Source organism: Paracoccus sp. 228 (genome assembly GCF_000967825.1).
Taxonomy (GTDB): Bacteria; Pseudomonadota; Alphaproteobacteria; order Rhodobacterales; family Rhodobacteraceae; genus Paracoccus; species Paracoccus marcusii.
In genome coordinates this window covers 132735-151252 of record NZ_JYGY01000003.1, presented here as the reverse complement: position 1 = coordinate 151252, position 18518 = coordinate 132735, and the positions used below count along the sequence as shown (strand labels likewise).

Annotated in this window: 16 protein-coding genes; 7 read left to right on the top strand and 9 right to left on the bottom strand. The window is 62.6% G+C overall.

The window, feature by feature from the left end; translation table 11 throughout:
- Positions 1–238: 238 nt before the first annotated feature.
- The gene (locus tag SY26_RS20500; protein WP_084693801.1) at positions 239–823 is read left to right on the top strand and encodes a GNAT family N-acetyltransferase; all 585 of its coding nucleotides are present in this window, start codon (positions 239–241) and stop codon (positions 821–823) included.
- Here the strand turns inward: SY26_RS20500 and SY26_RS10380 are convergent.
- The 3 genes from SY26_RS10380 to SY26_RS10365 all read right to left on the bottom strand — a co-directional run bounded on the left by SY26_RS10380 (position 751) and on the right by SY26_RS10365 (position 7011).
- A protein-coding gene (locus tag SY26_RS10380; protein WP_139599857.1) for an IS3 family transposase occupies positions 751–1838 on the bottom strand; the annotation gives its coding sequence in 2 pieces (ribosomal slippage) (positions 751–1589 and positions 1589–1838; 1089 coding nt in all). The two genes, SY26_RS20500 and SY26_RS10380, sit on opposite strands and share 73 nt — an antisense overlap.
- Positions 1839–2230: 392 nt before the next feature.
- A complete protein-coding gene (locus SY26_RS10370) occupies positions 2231–4489 on the bottom strand; it encodes an AAA family ATPase (protein ID WP_046000461.1) in 2259 nt (752 codons plus the stop codon).
- A gap of 683 nt (positions 4490–5172) precedes the next feature.
- The gene (locus tag SY26_RS10365) at positions 5173–7011 is read right to left on the bottom strand and encodes a sigma 54-interacting transcriptional regulator (RefSeq protein WP_046000460.1); all 1839 of its coding nucleotides are present in this window, start codon (positions 7009–7011) and stop codon (positions 5173–5175) included.
- A gap of 202 nt (positions 7012–7213) precedes the next feature.
- Between SY26_RS10365 and SY26_RS10360 the strand changes: the two genes are divergently transcribed.
- From SY26_RS10360 to cynS, 4 genes are read left to right on the top strand one after another with little or no spacing between them, the layout of a single operon-like run.
- Positions 7214–8587 (top strand): CmpA/NrtA family ABC transporter substrate-binding protein, encoded by a 1374-nt coding sequence (locus SY26_RS10360; protein ID WP_046000459.1) that lies wholly within the window; start codon positions 7214–7216, stop codon positions 8585–8587.
- Entirely contained in the window at positions 8584–9420 is an 837-nt protein-coding gene (ntrB, locus tag SY26_RS10355; protein WP_046000458.1) for a nitrate ABC transporter permease, read from the top strand. Before SY26_RS10360 ends, ntrB begins: the two co-directional genes overlap by 4 nt.
- Before the next feature lie 12 nt (positions 9421–9432).
- Positions 9433–10329, top strand: a complete 897-nt coding sequence (locus tag SY26_RS10350) for an ABC transporter ATP-binding protein (RefSeq protein WP_046000457.1) — start codon at positions 9433–9435, stop codon at positions 10327–10329.
- A gap of 25 nt (positions 10330–10354) precedes the next feature.
- Positions 10355–10825, top strand: coding sequence for a cyanase (cynS, locus tag SY26_RS10345; RefSeq protein ID WP_046000456.1), 471 nt, complete (start codon positions 10355–10357; stop codon positions 10823–10825).
- Between the two features lie 490 nt (positions 10826–11315).
- On the opposite strand, the gene SY26_RS22180 is transcribed toward cynS, so the two are convergent.
- From SY26_RS22180 to SY26_RS10325, 6 genes are all read right to left on the bottom strand, one after another.
- Positions 11316–11903, bottom strand: coding sequence for a tyrosine-type recombinase/integrase (locus SY26_RS22180; RefSeq protein WP_084693800.1), 588 nt, complete (start codon positions 11901–11903; stop codon positions 11316–11318).
- Positions 11904–12035: 132 nt separating this feature from the next.
- Complete coding sequence (locus SY26_RS21610; RefSeq protein ID WP_064503556.1) at positions 12036–12386, bottom strand: N-6 DNA methylase; 351 nt, start codon at positions 12384–12386, stop codon at positions 12036–12038.
- A gap of 71 nt (positions 12387–12457) precedes the next feature.
- A complete protein-coding gene (locus SY26_RS21605; RefSeq protein WP_064503555.1) occupies positions 12458–12643 on the bottom strand; it encodes a type I restriction-modification system subunit M N-terminal domain-containing protein in 186 nt (61 codons plus the stop codon).
- 1 nt (position 12644) lies between these two features.
- On the bottom strand, positions 12645–13016 hold the full coding sequence (locus SY26_RS10335; RefSeq protein ID WP_176695102.1) for a hypothetical protein: 372 nt from the start codon (positions 13014–13016) through the stop codon (positions 12645–12647).
- Positions 12989–13687, bottom strand: coding sequence for a hypothetical protein (locus tag SY26_RS20485; RefSeq protein WP_046000827.1), 699 nt, complete (start codon positions 13685–13687; stop codon positions 12989–12991). Before SY26_RS20485 ends, SY26_RS10335 begins: the two co-directional genes overlap by 28 nt.
- Positions 13684–14853 carry a DUF6361 family protein gene (locus tag SY26_RS10325; protein ID WP_052715225.1) on the bottom strand — a complete coding sequence of 390 codons (1170 nt, stop codon included), beginning with the start codon at positions 14851–14853 and terminating at the stop codon, positions 13684–13686. Before SY26_RS10325 ends, SY26_RS20485 begins: the two co-directional genes overlap by 4 nt.
- A 477-nt stretch (positions 14854–15330) precedes the next feature.
- On the opposite strand from SY26_RS10325, the gene SY26_RS10320 reads away from it, so the two are divergent.
- Both SY26_RS10320 and SY26_RS10315 read left to right on the top strand, forming a co-directional pair.
- Positions 15331–17151, top strand: a complete 1821-nt coding sequence (locus SY26_RS10320) for an ATP-binding protein (RefSeq protein WP_198143146.1) — start codon at positions 15331–15333, stop codon at positions 17149–17151.
- On the top strand, positions 17148–18503 hold the full coding sequence (locus SY26_RS10315) for a sigma-54 dependent transcriptional regulator (RefSeq protein ID WP_046000455.1): 1356 nt from the start codon (positions 17148–17150) through the stop codon (positions 18501–18503). The genes SY26_RS10320 and SY26_RS10315 overlap by 4 nt, the downstream gene beginning before the upstream one ends.
- Positions 18504–18518: the final 15 nt, after the last annotated feature.

Genomic DNA, 18518 nt, shown 5'->3' with positions numbered 1-18518 from the left:
GAAGCGGCCACCTTGGCGTCGGAGAACAACACGTCGTTGCCGCAGGGCTTTCGCATGGCCAGCGCGCGGCGCTAATCGCGGCCAAGAGGGGGGCCTTCAGCGAAGTCCATGCCGTCCCGCTGTCCAGCGCGGCGGCCGCGCTTATCACACTGGCGGTGACCGTCTGGATCGCTCTTGCCGCTTACCGCCAGCCCCGCGCCGCCTCGAACCATTGATCTCCAGACAAGAAGCAGACTTCATGAAACTGATTGAAACGGACCGCCTCGTTCTTCGAAACTTCCGCCGTCGGGATGCGGACGGGCTGCTGGCTTATCTGAAATCCCCGGTCGCGAGCTGCTTTCTCTCGCTGACCCTTCAGGATATCGATGCCGCGACGGCCGAGGCTGATCGACGCGCTTCGGATGACGCTGAGATCGCAGTTTGTCGTAAGGAAGGCGATGAATTGATCGGGGATCTGTTCGCACACCCCGAGGATGACACCGTCTCGGTCGGATGGAACTTCAATCCAGCGTATGCTAGTCGCGGTTATGCATTCGAGGCCGCGCATGCCATCTTCGCGGATCTGTCCGAGGTTAAAGGCATCCGTCGCCTCTATGCCTATGTCGAGGACCACAACCTGCCCTCACAAAAGCTGTGCGAGCGCTTGGGCATGCGACGGGAGGGCCTGTTTCTCGACTACATCAGCTTCCGGAATGATAATGCCGGTCGGCCGGTAATCCTCCCCGTTTTAACGGGGTTTGGTCGTAGAACTCACGCAGCCATTTTCAGTTTCTGTGCGGGTGTTATGCCGCCGATGCCCATGTTGGGTCGCTCGTTGTTGTAAGTCCAGAGCCAGTCGGTTGCGATACTCTGTGCCTCCGCGATGGTTTCAAAAATGTAGAGGTCGAGCCATTCATGGCGGACGGTGCGGTTGTAGCGCTCGACGTAAGCGTTCTGCTGCGGTTTGCCGGGCTGGATGTGGGTCAGGACAATGCCCTGCTTTGCGGCCCAGATTGCCAAGGTTGCGCTGATGTATTCCGGGCCGTTGTCGACCCTGATGGCCATGGGCTTGCCGCGCCACTCGATGATCTGGTTCAGCGCCCGAACCACGCGCTCGGCCGGAAGCGAAAAGTCGACCTCAATGCCCAGACCCTCGCGGTTGAAGTCGTCGAGCACGTTCAGCAGCCGGAATTGGCGACCATCGGCCAGACGGTCGGCCATGAAGTCCATGGACCACACGAGGTTCGGCGCGTCTGGAACCGAGAGCACGTCCGGCTTGTGCCGCTTGATGCGCCGCCTTGGCTTGATCCGCAGGTTCAGTTCCAGTTCGCAGTAGATCCGGCGAACGCGCTTGTGGTTCCAGGCATGGCCACGGACATTGCGCAGATACAGGAAGCATAGGCCGAAGCCCCAGGTTCTGTGCGCCTTGGTCAGGCCCTCAAGAAGATCCGCGATGGTCTCGTTCTCGGCACAGCGCTTCGGGCTGTAACGAAAGCACGTCTCGCTGACCCCAAATGTGCGGCAGGCCAGCGCAATGCTGACCCCCTTCGTTGCCACCGCCCTCGCGGCCAACTCGCGGCGTTGAGCTGGCCGCGTCACTTTTTTCCCAAAGCTTCCTTGAGCAGGTCGGCCTGCATGCTCAGGTCCGCGAACATGCGCTTCAGCCGCCGGTTTTCATCCTCCAGCGCCTTCATCTGGCTCATCATGGACGCATCCATACCGCCATACTTCGCCCGCCATTTGTAAAAGCTCGCGCTGCTGATCCCATGCTCTCGGCACAGCTCCGGCACCGCAACACCGCCTTCGGCCTGGCGCAGCACAGCCATGATCTGCGGCTCGGTAAATCGGGTCTTTCTCATTCGAATCTCCTCAGCTCACGCTACGAGAAAATTCTACGAATAAACCCCCTTAACGATGGGGAGGATTACCAGCCGATCTACGAAAACACAATGCAATACGCATTACTCCGCCGGGAGTGGAATTCTTTCTGAATACGACAAGCCGAAGGCACGTCCGATAAGTCATGCGCAGAAGGTGATCATGAAACTACGATGTCCGATTGACGCAGAATGCTGCAAATATCGCTTTCCCCAGCTGTCTACTTGGGGCTCTTCACGTCGATCTGCCGCCTATTGAGACTGAAGGGGTGCCCGGCATCCACTGCAATCCGCGCACTCGGGCCATAGCCGCCGCTTAGGCTCATTCAATGCTGCGTAGCCGCAAGCCCGGAAGCTGCCGCGCAGGCTTTCCGTCAGCTCTTGGTCAATGCCTCCAGCCCAGCGAAGTGCAAGGGGGCGGTGTGCTTAATCATCTCTAGAAGGTAGGTCGTATTCTTCTGTGTCTCGGCAACCAAGGCTGGATCAAAGCCCTTACCCGTGAAGTGCGACAGGTCATTGGTGAACTTGAGGATCGCGGTTTTCTTGTGGGGATCGAAGTCGGTCTTCTCGAGCTTTCGATAGAGTTTGTCCTTAGACGGAATGTGAAAATCTAGGAAGGTTTCTAGGACTTTCCGAGCGACGTTCGGAATGTGGTAGCAGCTCAAAATTAAGCCGTCGCTTTGGAATGAGTAGAGCACCTTGAACAAGTAATGGTATTCGGTTGCATGGTCGATCAGAAGCTGATCGAGGGGGACAAGACGCGCGGAGCGGCCCACATCAGTCTCGGAGCATAGCACCATCGAGTAAGAGCATTGCTTCTTGAGGGCGCCCGGGAGGTTTTGGAACCAGTTGATCACGAGCCGTAAGAACTCGTAATTGTGAGTCAGGATGAACAGTTGTTTGGCGCCCTGTGCCGTGACTTTCAAAAACGAAAAAGCCTGATAGATCGCGCCTGAATCAAGGTTGGAGATCGGGTCGTCGATGACAACAACTCCTTCGGCTAGGTCGAAATCCTGATCCTTCAGTTGGACGAGAAAGTATAGGAATGCGATGGCTGTCTTTTCTCCCTCGCTCAGTCGCCTCGCGGGTTTACCTCGACGCAGGACGACGTAGCCGTCCTTACTGTTCTCAAAGACCAAATCGGTGCGGCCGAGGAACTGCTTCAGATGCGCGGTCAGCTCTTCGCCACCTTTGTGCTCGTTCGAGATCTGGGCCTGCTTACTGGTGATCGATAGCGTGATATCAGCGAGGCTCCGCTTGTCCGGCAAGCCATCGCCGCCATTCACAAGAAGCTCTTCCTCGGCCTTTTTGGCGGTGATCTTAGAGGCAGTCTCACCGACCTGCTCTTGGATTGTCAGGAGGTAATGGGCCTCGATCTCATCTCTCGCCGCATGTTTCTCAAGTTCAAAGCCCTTGGTTTTGGCGTCGTGTCTTTGCATCACATCGGCAATCGATATGAGGGCCGCTTTCAGGGCTTCCGCATCTGACTCTACCTTAGCGTCATAGGCCTCGGTTCGTCGCGTCAGCTTGTCTACCAATACAGCATCGACAACGCGCACTCGCTGCCTGACAGATTCTAGCTCGGTCGCGAAGACCCTGGCGGCGGCGTCGTAATCAGCGCGAAGCTCGGAATATAGCGCGAGGCGATCCGGTAACGTGAACCCTTTGAGGGCTTCCAACACGCTGGAAAGCCATGCGCGCTCTTGGTCGATCTCGGCCTTGAGTTGTTGATCCTCCACGCTGAAGTGCTCCGCAATCGCCTGAAGCCGGGCAGCCGGTAATGGTTGCGAACAAAACTCGCAATTCTCGCTAGCATGAGTTTTGTGTAGGCCGATACCTTCTTCCACCCAGGTGGCGATCATCGGATGAGTGGCCAAGCGCGAGATTACGGCAGACGAAGCGGAGCGTATCGTGAGGGCTTTACAACGCTGCGCCAACACTTGAGCAGCACCCACCGGACCGATAGTCTTATCGGTGCCGGGCTCGACGATGCCGGGCACATTGAGCTTGCCTACCTCAGGCAATTGCACTTGACGGACGGTCGCGCGATGGACCTCCAGTTCGACGTTACTGAGTAATTTCGGACTTGTAAGCTTCGCGAAGGCTCTCTCGGCGTCGGGCCTGCGATAGGTGCGAAGGGTTGAGCCGCTCGTCGCCTCCCCGATGGTCTTAGCTATGGATGAGAAAATTTTCCCCCGCTCGGTTTCCAGCTTGGCGACGGCAGTAGTGATATCTTGGAGCCGCTTGGTGCGATCGTCCCTCAATGCAATTTCTGCCTTGATCTCTTCTGCGACGGACTTGTTCTCCTCGCCCAAGATCAGGATATGGCGAAGGGGACCCTCAAACCGACCGATGTTGGCCTCTACAAAGTCGCTGTTGAAGACGCGGACATTCCTCGCGTATCTCTGGCCATGGCTCAACGGCCCGGATTGCGTATCGACATAAAATTCGAGGTGCGGGTAATCACTATGTTCCCCAGCCTGGAGGCAAGCGAGAAACCGTGAAAAGGTTGTCTTACCTGAGCCATTCTCGCCGTAAACGATGTTGAATCGGTCGAATGCCTTAAGCTCCGGCGGTGCGGCGTAGTTATCAAATACGCCGAGGCTTTTGATCTTCTTGATATGTGTGAGCACTTTCCCTCCGCGCTCTACGCGAGCACCTGTCGCGGAATGGTGTTGGAAATTTGTAGGTGAGATTCATTTCGACGATACCGCAACTCATGCATCGCGGTCTATGCAGGTATCGCTTCGCAAGGAACTCGCAAACGCCCCAACTGTTCACTGCGCACTGCATGAATGCCTGGTTTCGAGAGTATCTGCGGCAGGCATGTGGCGCTGCCGATAGACCGCTTACCGCCCCTCCGCGGCGGATCGGGCGCGGGTCGATGCTGCGTTTAGGCCGAATGACCGCTCCTGCACCGTAAAGGTCTTGTTTTGCCGCACCGCCGAAAGGCCGCTCTCCGCCAATCCTGTTGACCGTAGGGTTCATTGCCTTTCGTCCTAGCGAGCGTCCGCTCTCAGCGATAGCGCGGTTGCGATGCTACAACATTGGCAGGCGGTTCGGCACGGTCGCCGTCGTTCCTGAATCTGGCGCACCTAATGGCCGTGTCTGCGGCTTCCGTATCTGAGCTACTCCCCGATTTTTGGACCGCCGGATGCTGAAGATTTCCCGTTCGATCATGGCAACAGGCTCGCTGTGCCACCAGAGTAAGACGGCGCCATCGTGCGCTGCTCTTCCATTTAACTACTGCTCGCCAGCACAGTCCAAGTGCTTCCAGGCGCTGCTACACCCTGACGTGAAGGTTCAGTTTTGGATCTTACGCCCAGTCGTGATCCTTGATGTCCAGCTTTTGCACGCGGGAGGCAAGCGTGGTGGGGGGGAGCCCGAGCAGGGCTGCCGCTCCGAGCGGTCCCGAGACGCGCCCCTGCGCCTCTCGCAGCGCCGCGATCAGGTTTTGCCGGATCGCCTGCTGCATCTCGGCCTCGGTCCGCACGAGATTTTTGGGGCCGCTCACCGGCACGGGCGCTCCGAGGTCGAGAACCAGCTTGCCGCCGGCGGTCAGGATTACTGCCCGCTCGATCACGTTGCGCAGCTCGCGGACATTGCCGGGCCAGTCATAGGCCATGAGGCGCTGCATCACCCGCGTGGTCACAACGGGACGTTGCCGGTTCATGCGGCGGCAGGTCACCGCCAGAATGTGATCGACCAGCAAGGGGATATCGTCGCGCCGGTCCCGCAACGGCGGGCAGGGCAGCGGGAAGACGTTGAGGAAGAGCGCCAGATCGGCGCGCAGGCGCCCGGCGGCGACCTCGGCCTCGACCGGGCGGGACAGCGCGACGACGACTCGGGCGTCCAGCGGCCGGGCGCGGGCATCACCAAGCCGGGTGACCTCGCCCGCCTGAAGCGCAGCGAGAAGGCGGCCCTGAAGGTCCAGCGGCAGCTCGGCCAGATCCTCGAGAAACAGCGTGCCGCCATGTGCCAGTTCCAGCTTGCCCGGCCGGTCCCGCTGCGTGCCAAACGCATGGGATCGGATATGGCCGAAAAGCTCAATCTCCAGCGCCTCAGGGGCGTGGGCGCTGCATTTCAGGTGGATCAGCGCACGGCGGCTGCGACGGCTGGCCGTGTGGATCGCGGTCGCAACCAGCGACTTGCCGGTGCCGGGCTCGCCGGTGATCGTCACCGGCGCCTCGGTTGGGGCGACCAGGGCGATGCGGGTCAGGATCTGCTGCACCGCGCCCGAGGCACCGATGATCTCGTGATGCGCGCGCTCGGAGGTGATGGTCTCCTGCAAATAGGCGTTCTCCTGCTCGAGCCGGTCGCGGAGGGCGGCGACCTCTGCGAGGGCCTCGCGCAGCCGCCGCTCGTTCTCGTAGCGCTCGGTGATGTCGCGGAAGATCACCACGGCTCCGGCCAGGACCTTCTGGTCGTAGATCGGGGTCGAGACGTATTCGACGCGGATCGGCTTGCCGTCGCGGCGCCAGAAGACCTCGTCCTCGATCCGGTGGACCTGCTCGAAGCGGAAGCTGCGATAGATCGGGCAGTCGTGTTCGGGATAGCTGCGCCCGTCGAGGTGGTGGTGGTGGATCATGGAATGGATGTCGCGGCCAAGAAGGTCGGCGGCGGTCCATCCCAGCATCTCCTGCGCGGCGCGGTTCAGGAAGGTCGTCTTGCCCTCGGCGTTGACGCCGTAGATTCCCTCGCCGGCGGCGTTGAGGATCAGTTGGTTCTGCCGCTCCAGATCGGAAAAAAAGGTCTGCGCGCGCTTCCATTCGCCAAGGCCGTTGCGAAAGTTGCGCTGCGCCTCGGTCGCCTCGGCCCGCTGATCCAGCTCGTCCAGATCGAGGAGTATCATGGTTAAAAGGCCCGGCGTGCCTTTGTCGAGGCTGGCGCGAATTTCGAGCCGCAGAGGCCGGCCGTTCGAGTCGGCTACCGCAATCTCCCGCGTCCAGGCGCTGCCGCGGTGGGATATCTCGTCGAGGAAGACCAGGAAGCGGGGAAGCGCGTCACCCAGATGCGGCGCGAAAGGGTGGGGCAGGCTCTGGAGGCAAAGGAGCCGTCGCGCCGCCTCGTTCGCCGACGTCAGCCGGTCGCTGGCGAGGTCGAGGATGGCCACCGGAGCGGCGACCGACAGTGGAGAATCAGGGCGCTGGCACATGCCATAACTTTCGGAACCACCACCTTCGCGTCAAACGAAATATCGTAGGTAACGATATTTCGTAGATGTCTGAGAGAACGCATTAAGAAAAAGACGCTTTGGATCATAGGTTTATCTTTTTGCTCTCGGCTTATACCCATTGTTCACATACGCCTGCCGACTGTCGCATCCTTTGGCCAAAGAACAACAGGAGAGGCTCAGGATGACGATCAAGGCACTGGGAGATCCATTTTCCGCCAAGACCGACCTCCGGCATGGCGCGGGATGCGGATGCAAGGGCTGCACGGCCGAAGCGGCCGCGGCCGTGCCCGCCACCACCGAGGCGATGGTCGAGCGCGCGGTCGAAAGCGCGCTCGTCCGCTCGGTCTTCGGCCATAGCGACGTGTCGCGGCGGTCCTTCATGGGGATGGTCGGCGGCGGGGCGGTGGCGGCGGCTCTCGCGTCGGTCCTGCCGCTGGACAAGGCCAAAGCGGCCGTGCTGGAAACACTGGGCACGCCGGAGAAGACAGACCTGAACATCGGCTTCGTCGCCATAACCTGCGCAACCCCGATCATCATGGCCGAGCCGATGGGCTTCTATTCGCGCTATGGCCTCAATGTCGAGGTGATCAAGACCGCCGGTTGGGCCGTTGCCCGCGACAAATCGCTGTCGGGGGAATACGACGCCAGCCACATGCTGACGCCCATGCCGCTGGCGATGACGATGGGCGCGGGCTCGACCGCGCAGCCCTTCATCATGCCGGCGGTCGAGAACATCAACGGCCAAGCGATCGTGCTGGCGAACCAGCACCTGGACAAGCGCGATCCGCAGCAATGGAAGGGCATGACCTTCGGCGTGCCCTTCGAATACTCTATGCACAACTTCCTTCTGCGCTACTACGTCGCCGAGCATGGGCTGGATCCGGATCAAGACATCCAGATTCGTGTGGTCCCGCCGCCGGACATGGTGGCAAACCTGCGGGCGGGGAACCTCGACGGGTTCCTCTCGCCCGATCCCTTCAACCAGCGCGCGGTCTGGGAGGGGCTGGGCTTCATCCACCTGCTGACCAAGGATATCTGGGAGGGCCATCCCTGCTGCGCCTTCGCCGCCTCGGCGCGTTTCGCCACCGAGATGCCGAACACCTACGGCGCGCTGCTGCGGGCGATCATCGACGCGACGCAATATGCCTCGGACCCCGCGCATCGGACCGAGATCGCCGAGGCCATCGCGCCGACGAACTACCTCAACCAGCCGGTGCCGGTGATCGAGCAGGTGCTGACCGGCACCTTCGCTGACGGCCTCGGCAATGTCCGGCAAGAGCCGAACCGGATCGACTTCGATCCGTTCCCCTGGCAGTCGATGGGCGTCTGGATCCTGACCCAGATGAAGCGGTGGGGCTATGTCGATGGCGACATCGACTATCGCAGCATCGCCGAGCAAGTCTATCTCGCCTCGGATGCGCGGGCGGTGATGCGCGAGCTGGGCTATGACGCCCCGGCCGAGGGCTACCGGACGCATGAGATCATGGGCAAGGTCTTCGACCCCGCCGATCCCGAGGGCTACCTGTCCAGTTTCCAGATCGGACGTGGCGCATGAGCGGGACCCTGTCGCAGAACGGCAAGGCGGCCCTCCTGTCGCTGCTGATCCTGGCGGTCGGACTCATCGCGTGGGAGGTCTCGATCCCCGCCCAGCAAGCCGCGGGCGAATTGACCGAATACGAGCGCCTGATGGGCGGCGGCAGTGCGCGCGCAGGCATCCCGGCCCCTTCGCAGGTCGCTGCCAAGGCGTGGGAGCAGCTGAGCAACCCGTTCTACGATGCGGGGCCGAACGACAAGGGCATTGGCATCCAGCTGGCCCATTCGCTCGGCCGCGTGCTGACCGGATACGGCCTCGCGGCGGCCTTGGCGATCCCGCTCGGCTTCCTGATCGGCATGTCGCCTGTCGCCTACAAGGCTCTGAACCCCTTCATCCAGGTGCTGCGGCCGATCTCGCCCCTCGCCTGGATGCCCCTGGCGCTGTTCGTGATCCAGGACAGCGAGGCGAGCGCGATCTTCGTGATCTTCATCTGCTCGATCTGGCCGATGCTGCTGAACACCGCCTTCGGGGTCGCAGGCGTCCGGCAGGACTGGGTGAACGTCGCCCGCACGCATGAGCTGGGCGCGCTGCGCACCGCGATGACGGTGATCCTGCCCGCTGCCGCGCCGACCATCATCACGGGCATGCGCATTTCCATCGGCATCGCCTGGCTGGTCATCGTCGCGGCCGAGATGCTCGTGGGCGGAACCGGCATCGGATATTACGTCTGGAACGAGTGGAACAACCTGGACTTGGCCTCGGTCATCTTCTCGATCCTCATGATCGGCATCGTCGGCATGATCCTGGACAGCGCCTTCGGGCTCTTGAGCCGGCGTCTGGCCTATGCCGAGTGACAGGAGCACATCATGACCAAACCCTTTCTCAGCATCGAGCGCCTGACCCAACGCTTTCCGGACGGCAAGGGGGGTCAGGTGACCGTCTTCGAGGATGCCAGCTTCGGCATCGAACGCGGCGAGTTCGTCTGCATCCTCGGCCATTCTGGCTGCGGCAAGTCTACGATCATGAACATCCTGGCGGGGCTGGCCGAGCCGACCTCGGGCGTCGTTGCCATGGACGGCAGCGAGGTCAGCGGCCCCAGCCTCGACCGGGGCGTGGTGTTCCAGAACTACTCGCTGCTGCCTTGGCTTTCCGCGCTCGGCAATGTCCGCTTCGGCGTGCGGGCCCGGCACCCGGACTGGAGCCGCGCGCGCATCGACGAGCGGGCGCGGGAATACTTGGCGATGGTAGGCCTCAAGGGCGAGGCCATCGACCGCAAGCCAAAGCAGCTTTCGGGCGGGATGCGCCAGCGCGTCTCCATCGCGCGGGCCTTCGCCAATCATCCGAAGCTGCTATTGCTGGACGAGCCCTTCGGCGCGCTGGACGCGCTCACCCGCGGCACGATCCAGGACGAGCTGCTGAAGATCTGGTCTGGCACGGGGCAGACCGTCTTCATGATCACCCATGACATCGACGAGGCGATCCTTCTGGCCGACCGCATCCTTCTGATGTCGAACGGCCCCTACGCCCGCGTCGCGGAATCGGTCGAGATCACCATCCCGCGCCCGCGCGAGCGGACGGGCATCATCGAGCACCCGAACTACTACCCGATCCGCAACCATTTGGTGCAGTTCCTCGGCAAGCGCTCGAAAGAGCTGTCGGGCGCCCCCTCCAAGGGGCGGCCGCAATCCCCCGAAACCGTCCGCATCGACCTGACCGGACCCGGCGCCCCCGAGCCGGCGCGCCTCCGCGCCGTCCATCCCTGACCCCATTTTCAAGAAGGAGACCATCATGAAAGACCAAACCCACCTGCCGACCGCCCTGACCCGCGAGGACGTGACCGCCCAGATCCTGGCCGCCCGCAAGGCCGCCGGCATGACCTGGGAGGCCCTGGCCGAGGCCATCGGCATGTCCCCCGTCTTCACCCATTCCGCCGCCATGGGCATGAACGCCTTTCCGGCGGAAAAGGCCCAGGCGCTGGCGAAGGTGCTGGATCTAGACCCCGGCGCGGCCGAGCTGCTGTCCGAGCCGCCCACCAAGATCTGGAGCCAGGCGGTCCCGACCGACCCCTGCCTCTATCGCCTCTATGAGATCGTCGGGGTCTACGGCCCGACCATCAAGGCGCTGATCGAGGAGAAGTTCGGCACCGGCATCATGTCCGCGATCGATTTCGAGATGCACCTGACCCGTGAGCCCAACCCCAAGGGCGACCGCGTGAAGCTGGAGATGTCGGGCAAGTATCTCGGCTACAACGCTTGGTGAGATCGGGGCGGAGCGGTCGAGAGCTTCGGCTGCTCCGCCGACGTTTTGGATGAAGCGGATCCTGCGATGATACTCGACGTCTGATCGCCGGCTGGGAGATTTCGCCGGCGGTGGATATCGACTGACCCCGCTTGGCCTGGGCTTCGTCGATCTAGTGAAGTTGGTCCATGCCCCTGAGCGCGGCAATAACGCCGCGCTGGAACGACTGCAGTTCAGGAGTACGACGAAGCCATGGTCGGATACTTTGTCCTGCGACAAGTGTGAACCGGCAGGCCTCAAACAGGACGCGTCTGTCTTGACGTCTCTTTAGGCGCCTCTTAGCAGCAATGCTTCACAATTGTCAGTCGGCTCTCCGCCTCAGGTTGATCGCGCTGCGACTAAAGCTGCGGCACTGACAAGCGGCTGCTTCCAAGTCATACGGGAGGCTGTGCGCTGCACGACCAACAGGCCGCTATCCGCCCATTCTCGCTTTGTCCCTGTTGCTTGGCCCTCACCATAGCCCATTGAACCGGCTAACGGCTGTTCGCGTATACCGCGCTGTGTGCCTTGGATCACGGTGGCCAAGATAGTCCTGAATGAGTCGTAGGTCGTATCCGCGATTGGCGAGCGCGAAACCGCAGGAATGGCGCAGCATGTGGGGATGGATATGACCGAGACCGGCCCGTTCTCCAGCCGCCGCGAGGATATAGTTTACGGCCTGCCGGGTAAGCGGCTGCCGCCGTTCCGAAACGAACAGCCAAGGCAGAAAGTCGTCACGTTGGCCGAGCCAGCGTCGGATCGCCCGTAGTTCGTCTCCCTCGACGGGGTGCTCGACGCTCAGCCCGCGTTTTAGCCGCGGCACCCATAGGCGGGACTGCGCCAAATCGATATGATCCCGGTGTAGGGCAATTGCTTCGGAAACCCGCAGCCCGTGCCGGAACATCATCAGGACAAGCAGATGATCCCGAGCGCCGTGCCGGCCAGCCTTGGCGCATGCGAGAAGCTTATCGATCTGAGCAAGGCCTAGATAGTCCCGACCGCGCTCATGGGCATCGGCGGCCGCATTTGCATCACTTTTGACATTTCGCCGTGTGGACATAAGGTTTGACTGATCCGCTCAGGTCAAGAGAACATGCGGTCTGGTTCATTCTGTCAGCGCCAACTCTTTACGAAATGTATGTTCTGTAAAGAGTTTGGATCGCCTTGTAGCGGTGGGCTCGTCCAAAGCGGATTAGCTCTTAGGCTGCTGACCGATCGTTTTCGCAGCAAGGCGCCAGCGATGAAATGCCCGCCGCATCCTCTTGTCCCAATACACGTCAAGCGGGATCACGATGAGCAGGGGAACGAGGGCTGCAATACAGAGAGCTGAGACAATCAACATCAACGCGCGCGGGGTGAAATACTGGCCGGCGCCGGATTTTGTGTCCTCGGCGTTGCGCTCTAGCAGCCCCTCATAGATGTCGCCTTTGACGTCGGCGTCCAGCATCACCCACTTCTCACCATCCACCATGTCGATCAGGCGGAACAGCTTGGCCGGGTCGGTGATCTTGTTCTGCGCCTTGGTGAAGATCTGGCCCAGCATACCCTTTTGCTCGCCCAACTTTCGTAGCAGGGCGATGTAATGGGCCTCCTGCTCGGCCCCCTTGCGAAAGGTCAGGCTGGTCCAGTCATAGCCAGCGGGGATGCCGACATCGCGGTGATATGGCGGCTTGCCGTATCCGCCATTTTCAGGAAGATCAGATAGGTTAGCTGCTCCAGATAGTCGCCGTAGCCGACCCCATCGTCGCGCAGCGTCGTGCAGAAGCTCCAGACTTTGGAGACGATGGAGGCGGTGCTCATATTAATCCTCGTAAATGAGTAGGGTGTCGCTGTCGCGGTCCAGTTCCCATAGCTCGACATCAGCCGGGATCATGTGCGCCTGTGTGCGACGGAAATAGGCCAGCAAGGATTCATCGCGTCCAAGGCGCAGGCTGCGTTCGACGAAAAAGATCTTGCGGTATTGAGGCGGTGCCATGTGGAAATAGAACATTGCTTCGGCCCAGTTCTTCATCTTAGCACTGGGGATGCCGCCGCTGACGGTCCAAGTCTGGCATTTGCACTCCACGATCACCGGCGGATCGTCCGAGCCGAGATCGAAGGCGTGGTTCTTGAGAAGGTTGCCAAGGCCACAGGGCACCTTGTGGTTTAGTTCAGGACCACGATCTTGCGACACTTCGGCCTGTCGAGCGGCGGTACCGGCTCTCCGTCGCGCGTCCAGAGATCTATGCTGTCCACATGGATGCCCTCCGGCGCCATCCACCGAACCGTCTCTAGCTCAGCCGCTAGGTCGTCAGGATTAAGATCGGCGAGGCCGGCCTCCCGCGCCAAGGCTGTACCAAGCGCGTCGATGCCGCTGATCGCCTGGCTTCCCCTGCGCCGGCGGCTTTCGCCGTCGAGCATTAGGCCGAGATCGAGGTCCCGGCTGGTCGTGAGGTTGCGGCTGCCTATCCATAGGCGCCAGAAACGGTATGACTTCTCGTCCTCGTAGCAAATCAGCGCGGCCTTCGGGTGCCAGCTGTTTGAGCGCTCGCGATAGGGTATTTCTACCACAAATTGGTCGAGTACCGCCGCGATCCGGGGAAGCTTGGAACCGCGATGAATGCGTCCGCGCTGGACGATGAACCGAACTCGGTGGCGCAGCGTCTCAATTGCGCCGGCAAAGTCTGCTTTGTTCCCACCGGCATTGTCGCGGCCGCGCGCATGCAGGTTGAGGAGCGCGCCACCCAGTACGATTGGATCGGCTGAATAGGCGGCAAACAGTGCGAATCGCGTACGCGTGAGCTTTGGCGGTCGCAGCAGTTCGAGAAACGCCTGCCCTGGGAAATCTTCTGGTGTCTTCTTCATTCGCCCACGAGATCGCTGAGTAACATCTGCACCCGGTCCCATCGATAGTGGAGCGGCTCGCCGCGCGGGTGATGATCATTGTCCCAGTCGGCCCGCAGGTCGAGGCCGAACTGATTGCGCGACAGCCGCGCACGGCGGCCCTTCCGATGAATTTCTGCATCACGGTACACTGCCTCGAGCCGCATTGGATCGCTATGCCCGGCTCGGATCCACGACAATGTATTTCCCAGCGCTACTGAGACGACAGGCGAGAATTCACTCTTGTCCTGCATGTCATCAAGAAAAGCCGTCCAGTCGAGCCGCTCTGCCTGCGCCCCCCATTGCTTCAGAACCTTCGGCAGCGCGTCGCGTTGGGTCGAGGAGCGCTTGCTACCGTCTAGCGTGTCGCATAGCGTCTGGCCCTGCGCAGCATAGACAGCACGGCCAATTGCAGCCAGCGCGGCAGCTCGCCCCGCGCGTTCGAGCGCTGGCCGCTCGCTTTTGACGAGGTCGCGGATCTGGGGGCTCCATGCGGTCCGGCTCGATGACACGTCTTGCCCGACCAAGAGCGAGAAGATCGACGGTGCCCCCGGGTTCTTTGGCGAAGTGAGGCTCCGCAGCCGCTTCGCCAGGAACTTCTTCTCTTTTGGGGTGAGATCGAAGCTGAGCGTGCCTTCCCCCTCCTGATACCATTCTCCGGGGGGTTCGGGGCACGCAAAAGGCCAAGACATACCGTTCAGCAACGTACCCTCGTCGTCCTTCAGCGGGCCGCTGGCTTTACCAGAGATGATGCGTTCGACCTGATAGCGGCTGAGCGGCCCTGATCCGTCCTGCTCACGCACGATGCCCCAGCGTTGCAGCGCCCCCCAATATACCTGGCTGGGACGCTGCTCGACAGGTGAGGGGTAGTTTCGGATGCCGATGACGCCGAACGGCTCATTCTTCAGCCGCCCAGTAAGCAGATATTCGCGGTGCTTCACACTGTCTTGGGTCTGCTGTCCCTTTGACGGCTTCCCTTGTTCATCTTTGTAGAGCCAAGGCACGAACAGGACGTAGCGCAGCCGGGTGTGCAGGACCGAGGTGCCAGGAAAAAAGCGGTCGGCATAGCGTTGATGGATGATCAAGAAGCCAATTTCGTCACGGACACCTTTTTGATCTGCGTTCATGAACTTGCGCGCCTCGCGCATGGCGTCTGCACGCCCAACCGGCTCGCCAGCTCCGACACGGTCCCCTCGCCTTTCAGCGCCTCAAGTGCCACCTTCGCCTCGAACTCAGGGGCGTGCCGCTTTCGTCTCGACATCGTCGATCTCCTTCGTGATGAAGATCTGCAGACAGCAAAAACAGAGCTTACGTCAGTGCCCAGCTTTCAGGGGGCACCTCAGAAGTCCAGGTCCGCACCGCCGTTATAAACGGCGACGCTGCGCTCGGCATACCCATAACCGAGGCCGTAGGATAAGTCCGTCCGGGAAAAGGGACTCCGACCATAAGCCGATTTGTGTAACAGGGTCGATGGACACTTTCTTCCATTTCCTGCGGAACAAGCGGCGAGCAGAGCATTGCTATAGGTCCCTGAGCGGTTGAACCATCAGCTGATTTCATGGTGTGATGGCGGTCGGGACAAGGGGGGCGGGTATCCGATGCGACGGGAGGATGGGCCGCGCTCTGTGATCGGCAGGTCGGGCAATGCACGGCGCATCTGGGTCGTGCTGGTGGTCATGACGCTTTGTCTTGCCGTGGCCATCGGCGGAAACGTCCTTCTGGCGCGATACTATATCGTCGCGACGGTGCCGCAGGGAGAGAACATCCTGCGGCTTGCCGTGTCGGGCCTTCGCGGAGAGCTGGCGCGATACGAGCGGCTGCCCGACCTCATGGACCGGAATCCCGTTCTGGTGCGCGCGCTGGCGCCGGATGCGGATCCGGTGCGGTTGGCCGCGGCGAACCTCTATCTGCGTCATCTGGCACGGCTGATGGGGCTGTCGGATGCCTATGTCATGGCACCTGACGGCATGACCGTGGCCGCCAGCAACTTCGATCAGGCGTTCAGCTTCGTGGGCGAACGGTTCGACTATCGCCCTTATTTCACCGATGCGCTGGCTGGGGGGCAGGGGCGGTTCTCGGCGCTTGGGACGACCTCGGGCAAGCGGGGGTATTACTTTGGCCGGGCGCTCAGGGACCGGGGGCGGATCGTCGGCGTGCTGGTGCTGAAGGTCGACATGGATGCGATCGAGGACAGCTGGCGTGCCGCCGAATACGAGATGATCGTGACCGACGGCGAGGGGATCGTCTTTCTGGCCAGCCGCCGCGACTGGCAGTTCCGCTCGATCGCGCCGCTGACGCCCCGGACGCGGGCGCGCATCGCCGCCACCCGGCGCTATGATGACGAACCGTTGCTGATGCTGCCCCTGCGCGTGGCGGGCGAGGCCGCAGGTCATGACATCCGACGGCTGGAGCTGCCCGAGACGCGGCGCGAGTTCCTGACCGTCTCCGAGGCCATGCCCGAGGCCGACTGGACGGTGCATGTGCTGCTGGACACAGCGCCCGCCCGGCGGCAGGCGCTGATCGGGACGCTGGCGGCGCTGATGATCCTGGGCGTGGGGGTGGCGCTGCTGACCGCCTGGGCGCAGCGCCGGGCCCGCCTGCGCGAACGCCTGTCGATCCAAGCCGAGGCCCAGGCCCAGCTGGAAGGACGCGTCGCCGCCCGCACGGCCGAGCTGGCGCAGCTGAACGCCCGCCTTGGCGCCGAGGTCACGGAACGTCGCGCCACCGAGGCCGAGCTGCGCCGCACGCAGCGCCATCTTGTGCAATCGGCCAAGCTGGCCGCCCTGGGGCAGATGTCGGCGGCCCTGTCGCATGAGCTGAACCAGCCCTTGGGCGCGGTGCGCAACTTTGCCGCCAATGCGGTGACCTATCTGGACCGCGACCGCGCCGCCGATGCGCGCCTGAACCTGACGCGCATCCTGTCGCTGACCGATCGCATGACCGAGATCGGCCGCACGCTGCGCAACTTTGCCCGCAAGCCCAATGCCCAGCTGTCCGACGTGGACCTGCATGACGTGCTGCGCGACGCGCTGGAGGTGATCGCCTGGCGCATCGACCGCCAGCCCGTCGCGCTGGTCGTGGACATGCCGCCGGGGCCGTTGCGGGTGCGGGCGGGGCCGGTGCGGTTCCAGCAGGTGGTGGTGAACCTGGTCGCCAATGCGCTGGACGCGCTGGACGGCCGCCCCGACAGCGCGATCCGCATCGAGGGGCGGCGGACGGACGGGCGCGTCCTGCTGACCGTCAGCGACAACGGCCCCGGCATCGCCCAGGGGTTGGAGGATCGCATCTTCGATCCGTTCTTCTCGACAAAGGGGGTGGGCAGCGGGCTGGGGCTGGGGCTGTCGATCTCTTTCAACATCATCAAGGATTTCGGAGGCGAATTGCGCATTCTTCCCTGCGACCGCGGCGCGGCCTTCCGCATCGACCTGCCCGAGATCGCGCCATGATCACGGGCCGCATCCTGCTGGTCGATGACGAGCCCGACATGCGCCTGTCCACCGCCCAGGCCCTGGAGCTGGAGGGGTTCGAAGTCGAGGAGGCCTCCGATGCCCAGTCCGCGCTGGACCGGCTGGGCTTCGGCTTTGCCGGCATCGTGGTGACCGACATCCGCATGCCGGGCATGGACGGGCTGACCCTGATGAGCCGCATCCGAGAGATCGACGTGGACATCCCGGTGATCCTGGTGACCGGGCATGGCGACATCCAGCTGGCCGTGCGGGCGATGCGCGAGGGGGCCTATGATTTCGTCGAAAAGCCATTCGACGGCGCGCAGCTGGCCGAGATCGCGTCCCGCGCGATGGATTACCGCCGGGTCGTGCTGGAAAACCGGGTGCTGCGGGCGGCGGCGGGGCAGGCCGACGACCTGGAGACGCGGCTGGTCGGGCGGTCCAACGTGATGATCGACCTGCGCCGCCGCCTGCGCACGATCGGCCCGACCGAGGCCGACGTGCTGATCGTCGGAGAGACCGGCACCGGCAAGGAGGTCGTGGCGCGTGCCCTGCACGACCTGTCGCCGCGCGCGGGGCGGCCCTTCATCGCCATCGATTGCGCGGCGCTGCCCGCGTCGCTGATCGAATCGGAACTGTTCGGCCACGAGGCGGGCGCCTTTCCCGGCGCCCTGCGCCCGCGTTACGGCAAGTTCGAACATGCGCGCGGTGGCACCATCCTGCTGGACGAGATCGGCTCGATGCCCCTGGACGTGCAGGGCAAGCTGCTGCGCGTGGTCCAGGACCGGGTGATGTTCCCCCTGGGCGCGGATGAGGGGCGGGCGCTGGACGTGCGCTTCATCGCGACCTCGCGCCAGCCGCTGGAGGAGGAGGTCGCGGCGGGGCGGTTCCGCGCCGATCTGCTGTACCGTCTGAACGTGGTGACGCTGTCCATGCCGCCGCTGTCCGCGCGGCGCGAGGACATCCAGCTTCTGTTCATCAAGCTGGTGCAGGAGGCCGCCGCCCGCCACCGCCGTGCCGCCGTGGCCGTGCCCCCCGCCCTGCTGGCCGAGATCGCCGAACGCGCCTGGCCCGGCAATGTCCGCGAATTGCGCAACGCCGCCGACCGCCACGCCCTGGGCATCGCCCTGCAGCCGGCCGAGGATCGCAGCCCCGAACAGCAGCGCCTGGCCCACCGGGTCGCGGCGTTCGAACGCGACGTGATCGTGGCGACCCTGGCCGCGCATGGCGGGCGGCTGAAGCCGGTCTATGAATCGCTTGGCCTGTCGCGGAAGTCGCTTTACGAAAAGATGCAGAAATACATGATCGACAAGACGCATTACGTCGATGCGGGCGACGATCCGGACCCGTGATGGGGGGATTTCCAC

Bases quoted from the DNA above. Each gene is read 5' to 3' on its own strand.
- ntrB (WP_046000458.1), top strand. From the start codon at position 8,584: ATGAGCGGGACCCTGTCGCAGAACGGCAAGGCGGCCCTCCTGTCGCTG.
- SY26_RS10365 (WP_046000460.1), bottom strand. From the start codon at position 7,011: ATGTGCCAGCGCCCTGATTCTCCACTGTCGGTCGCCGCTCCGGTGGCC.
- SY26_RS21605 (WP_064503555.1), bottom strand. From the start codon at position 12,643: ATGAGCACCGCCTCCATCGTCTCCAAAGTCTGGAGCTTCTGCACGACG.
- SY26_RS21610 (WP_064503556.1), bottom strand. From the start codon at position 12,386: ATGCTGGGCCAGATCTTCACCAAGGCGCAGAACAAGATCACCGACCCG.
- SY26_RS22180 (WP_084693800.1), bottom strand. From the start codon at position 11,903: ATGTCCACACGGCGAAATGTCAAAAGTGATGCAAATGCGGCCGCCGAT.
- SY26_RS10315 (WP_046000455.1), top strand. From the start codon at position 17,148: ATGATCACGGGCCGCATCCTGCTGGTCGATGACGAGCCCGACATGCGC.
- SY26_RS20500 (WP_084693801.1), top strand. From the start codon at position 239: ATGAAACTGATTGAAACGGACCGCCTCGTTCTTCGAAACTTCCGCCGT.
- SY26_RS10360 (WP_046000459.1), top strand. From the start codon at position 7,214: ATGACGATCAAGGCACTGGGAGATCCATTTTCCGCCAAGACCGACCTC.
- SY26_RS20485 (WP_046000827.1), bottom strand. From the start codon at position 13,687: ATGAAGAAGACACCAGAAGATTTCCCAGGGCAGGCGTTTCTCGAACTG.
- SY26_RS10325 (WP_052715225.1), bottom strand. From the start codon at position 14,853: ATGCGCGAGGCGCGCAAGTTCATGAACGCAGATCAAAAAGGTGTCCGT.
- cynS (WP_046000456.1), top strand. From the start codon at position 10,355: ATGAAAGACCAAACCCACCTGCCGACCGCCCTGACCCGCGAGGACGTG.
- SY26_RS10350 (WP_046000457.1), top strand. From the start codon at position 9,433: ATGACCAAACCCTTTCTCAGCATCGAGCGCCTGACCCAACGCTTTCCG.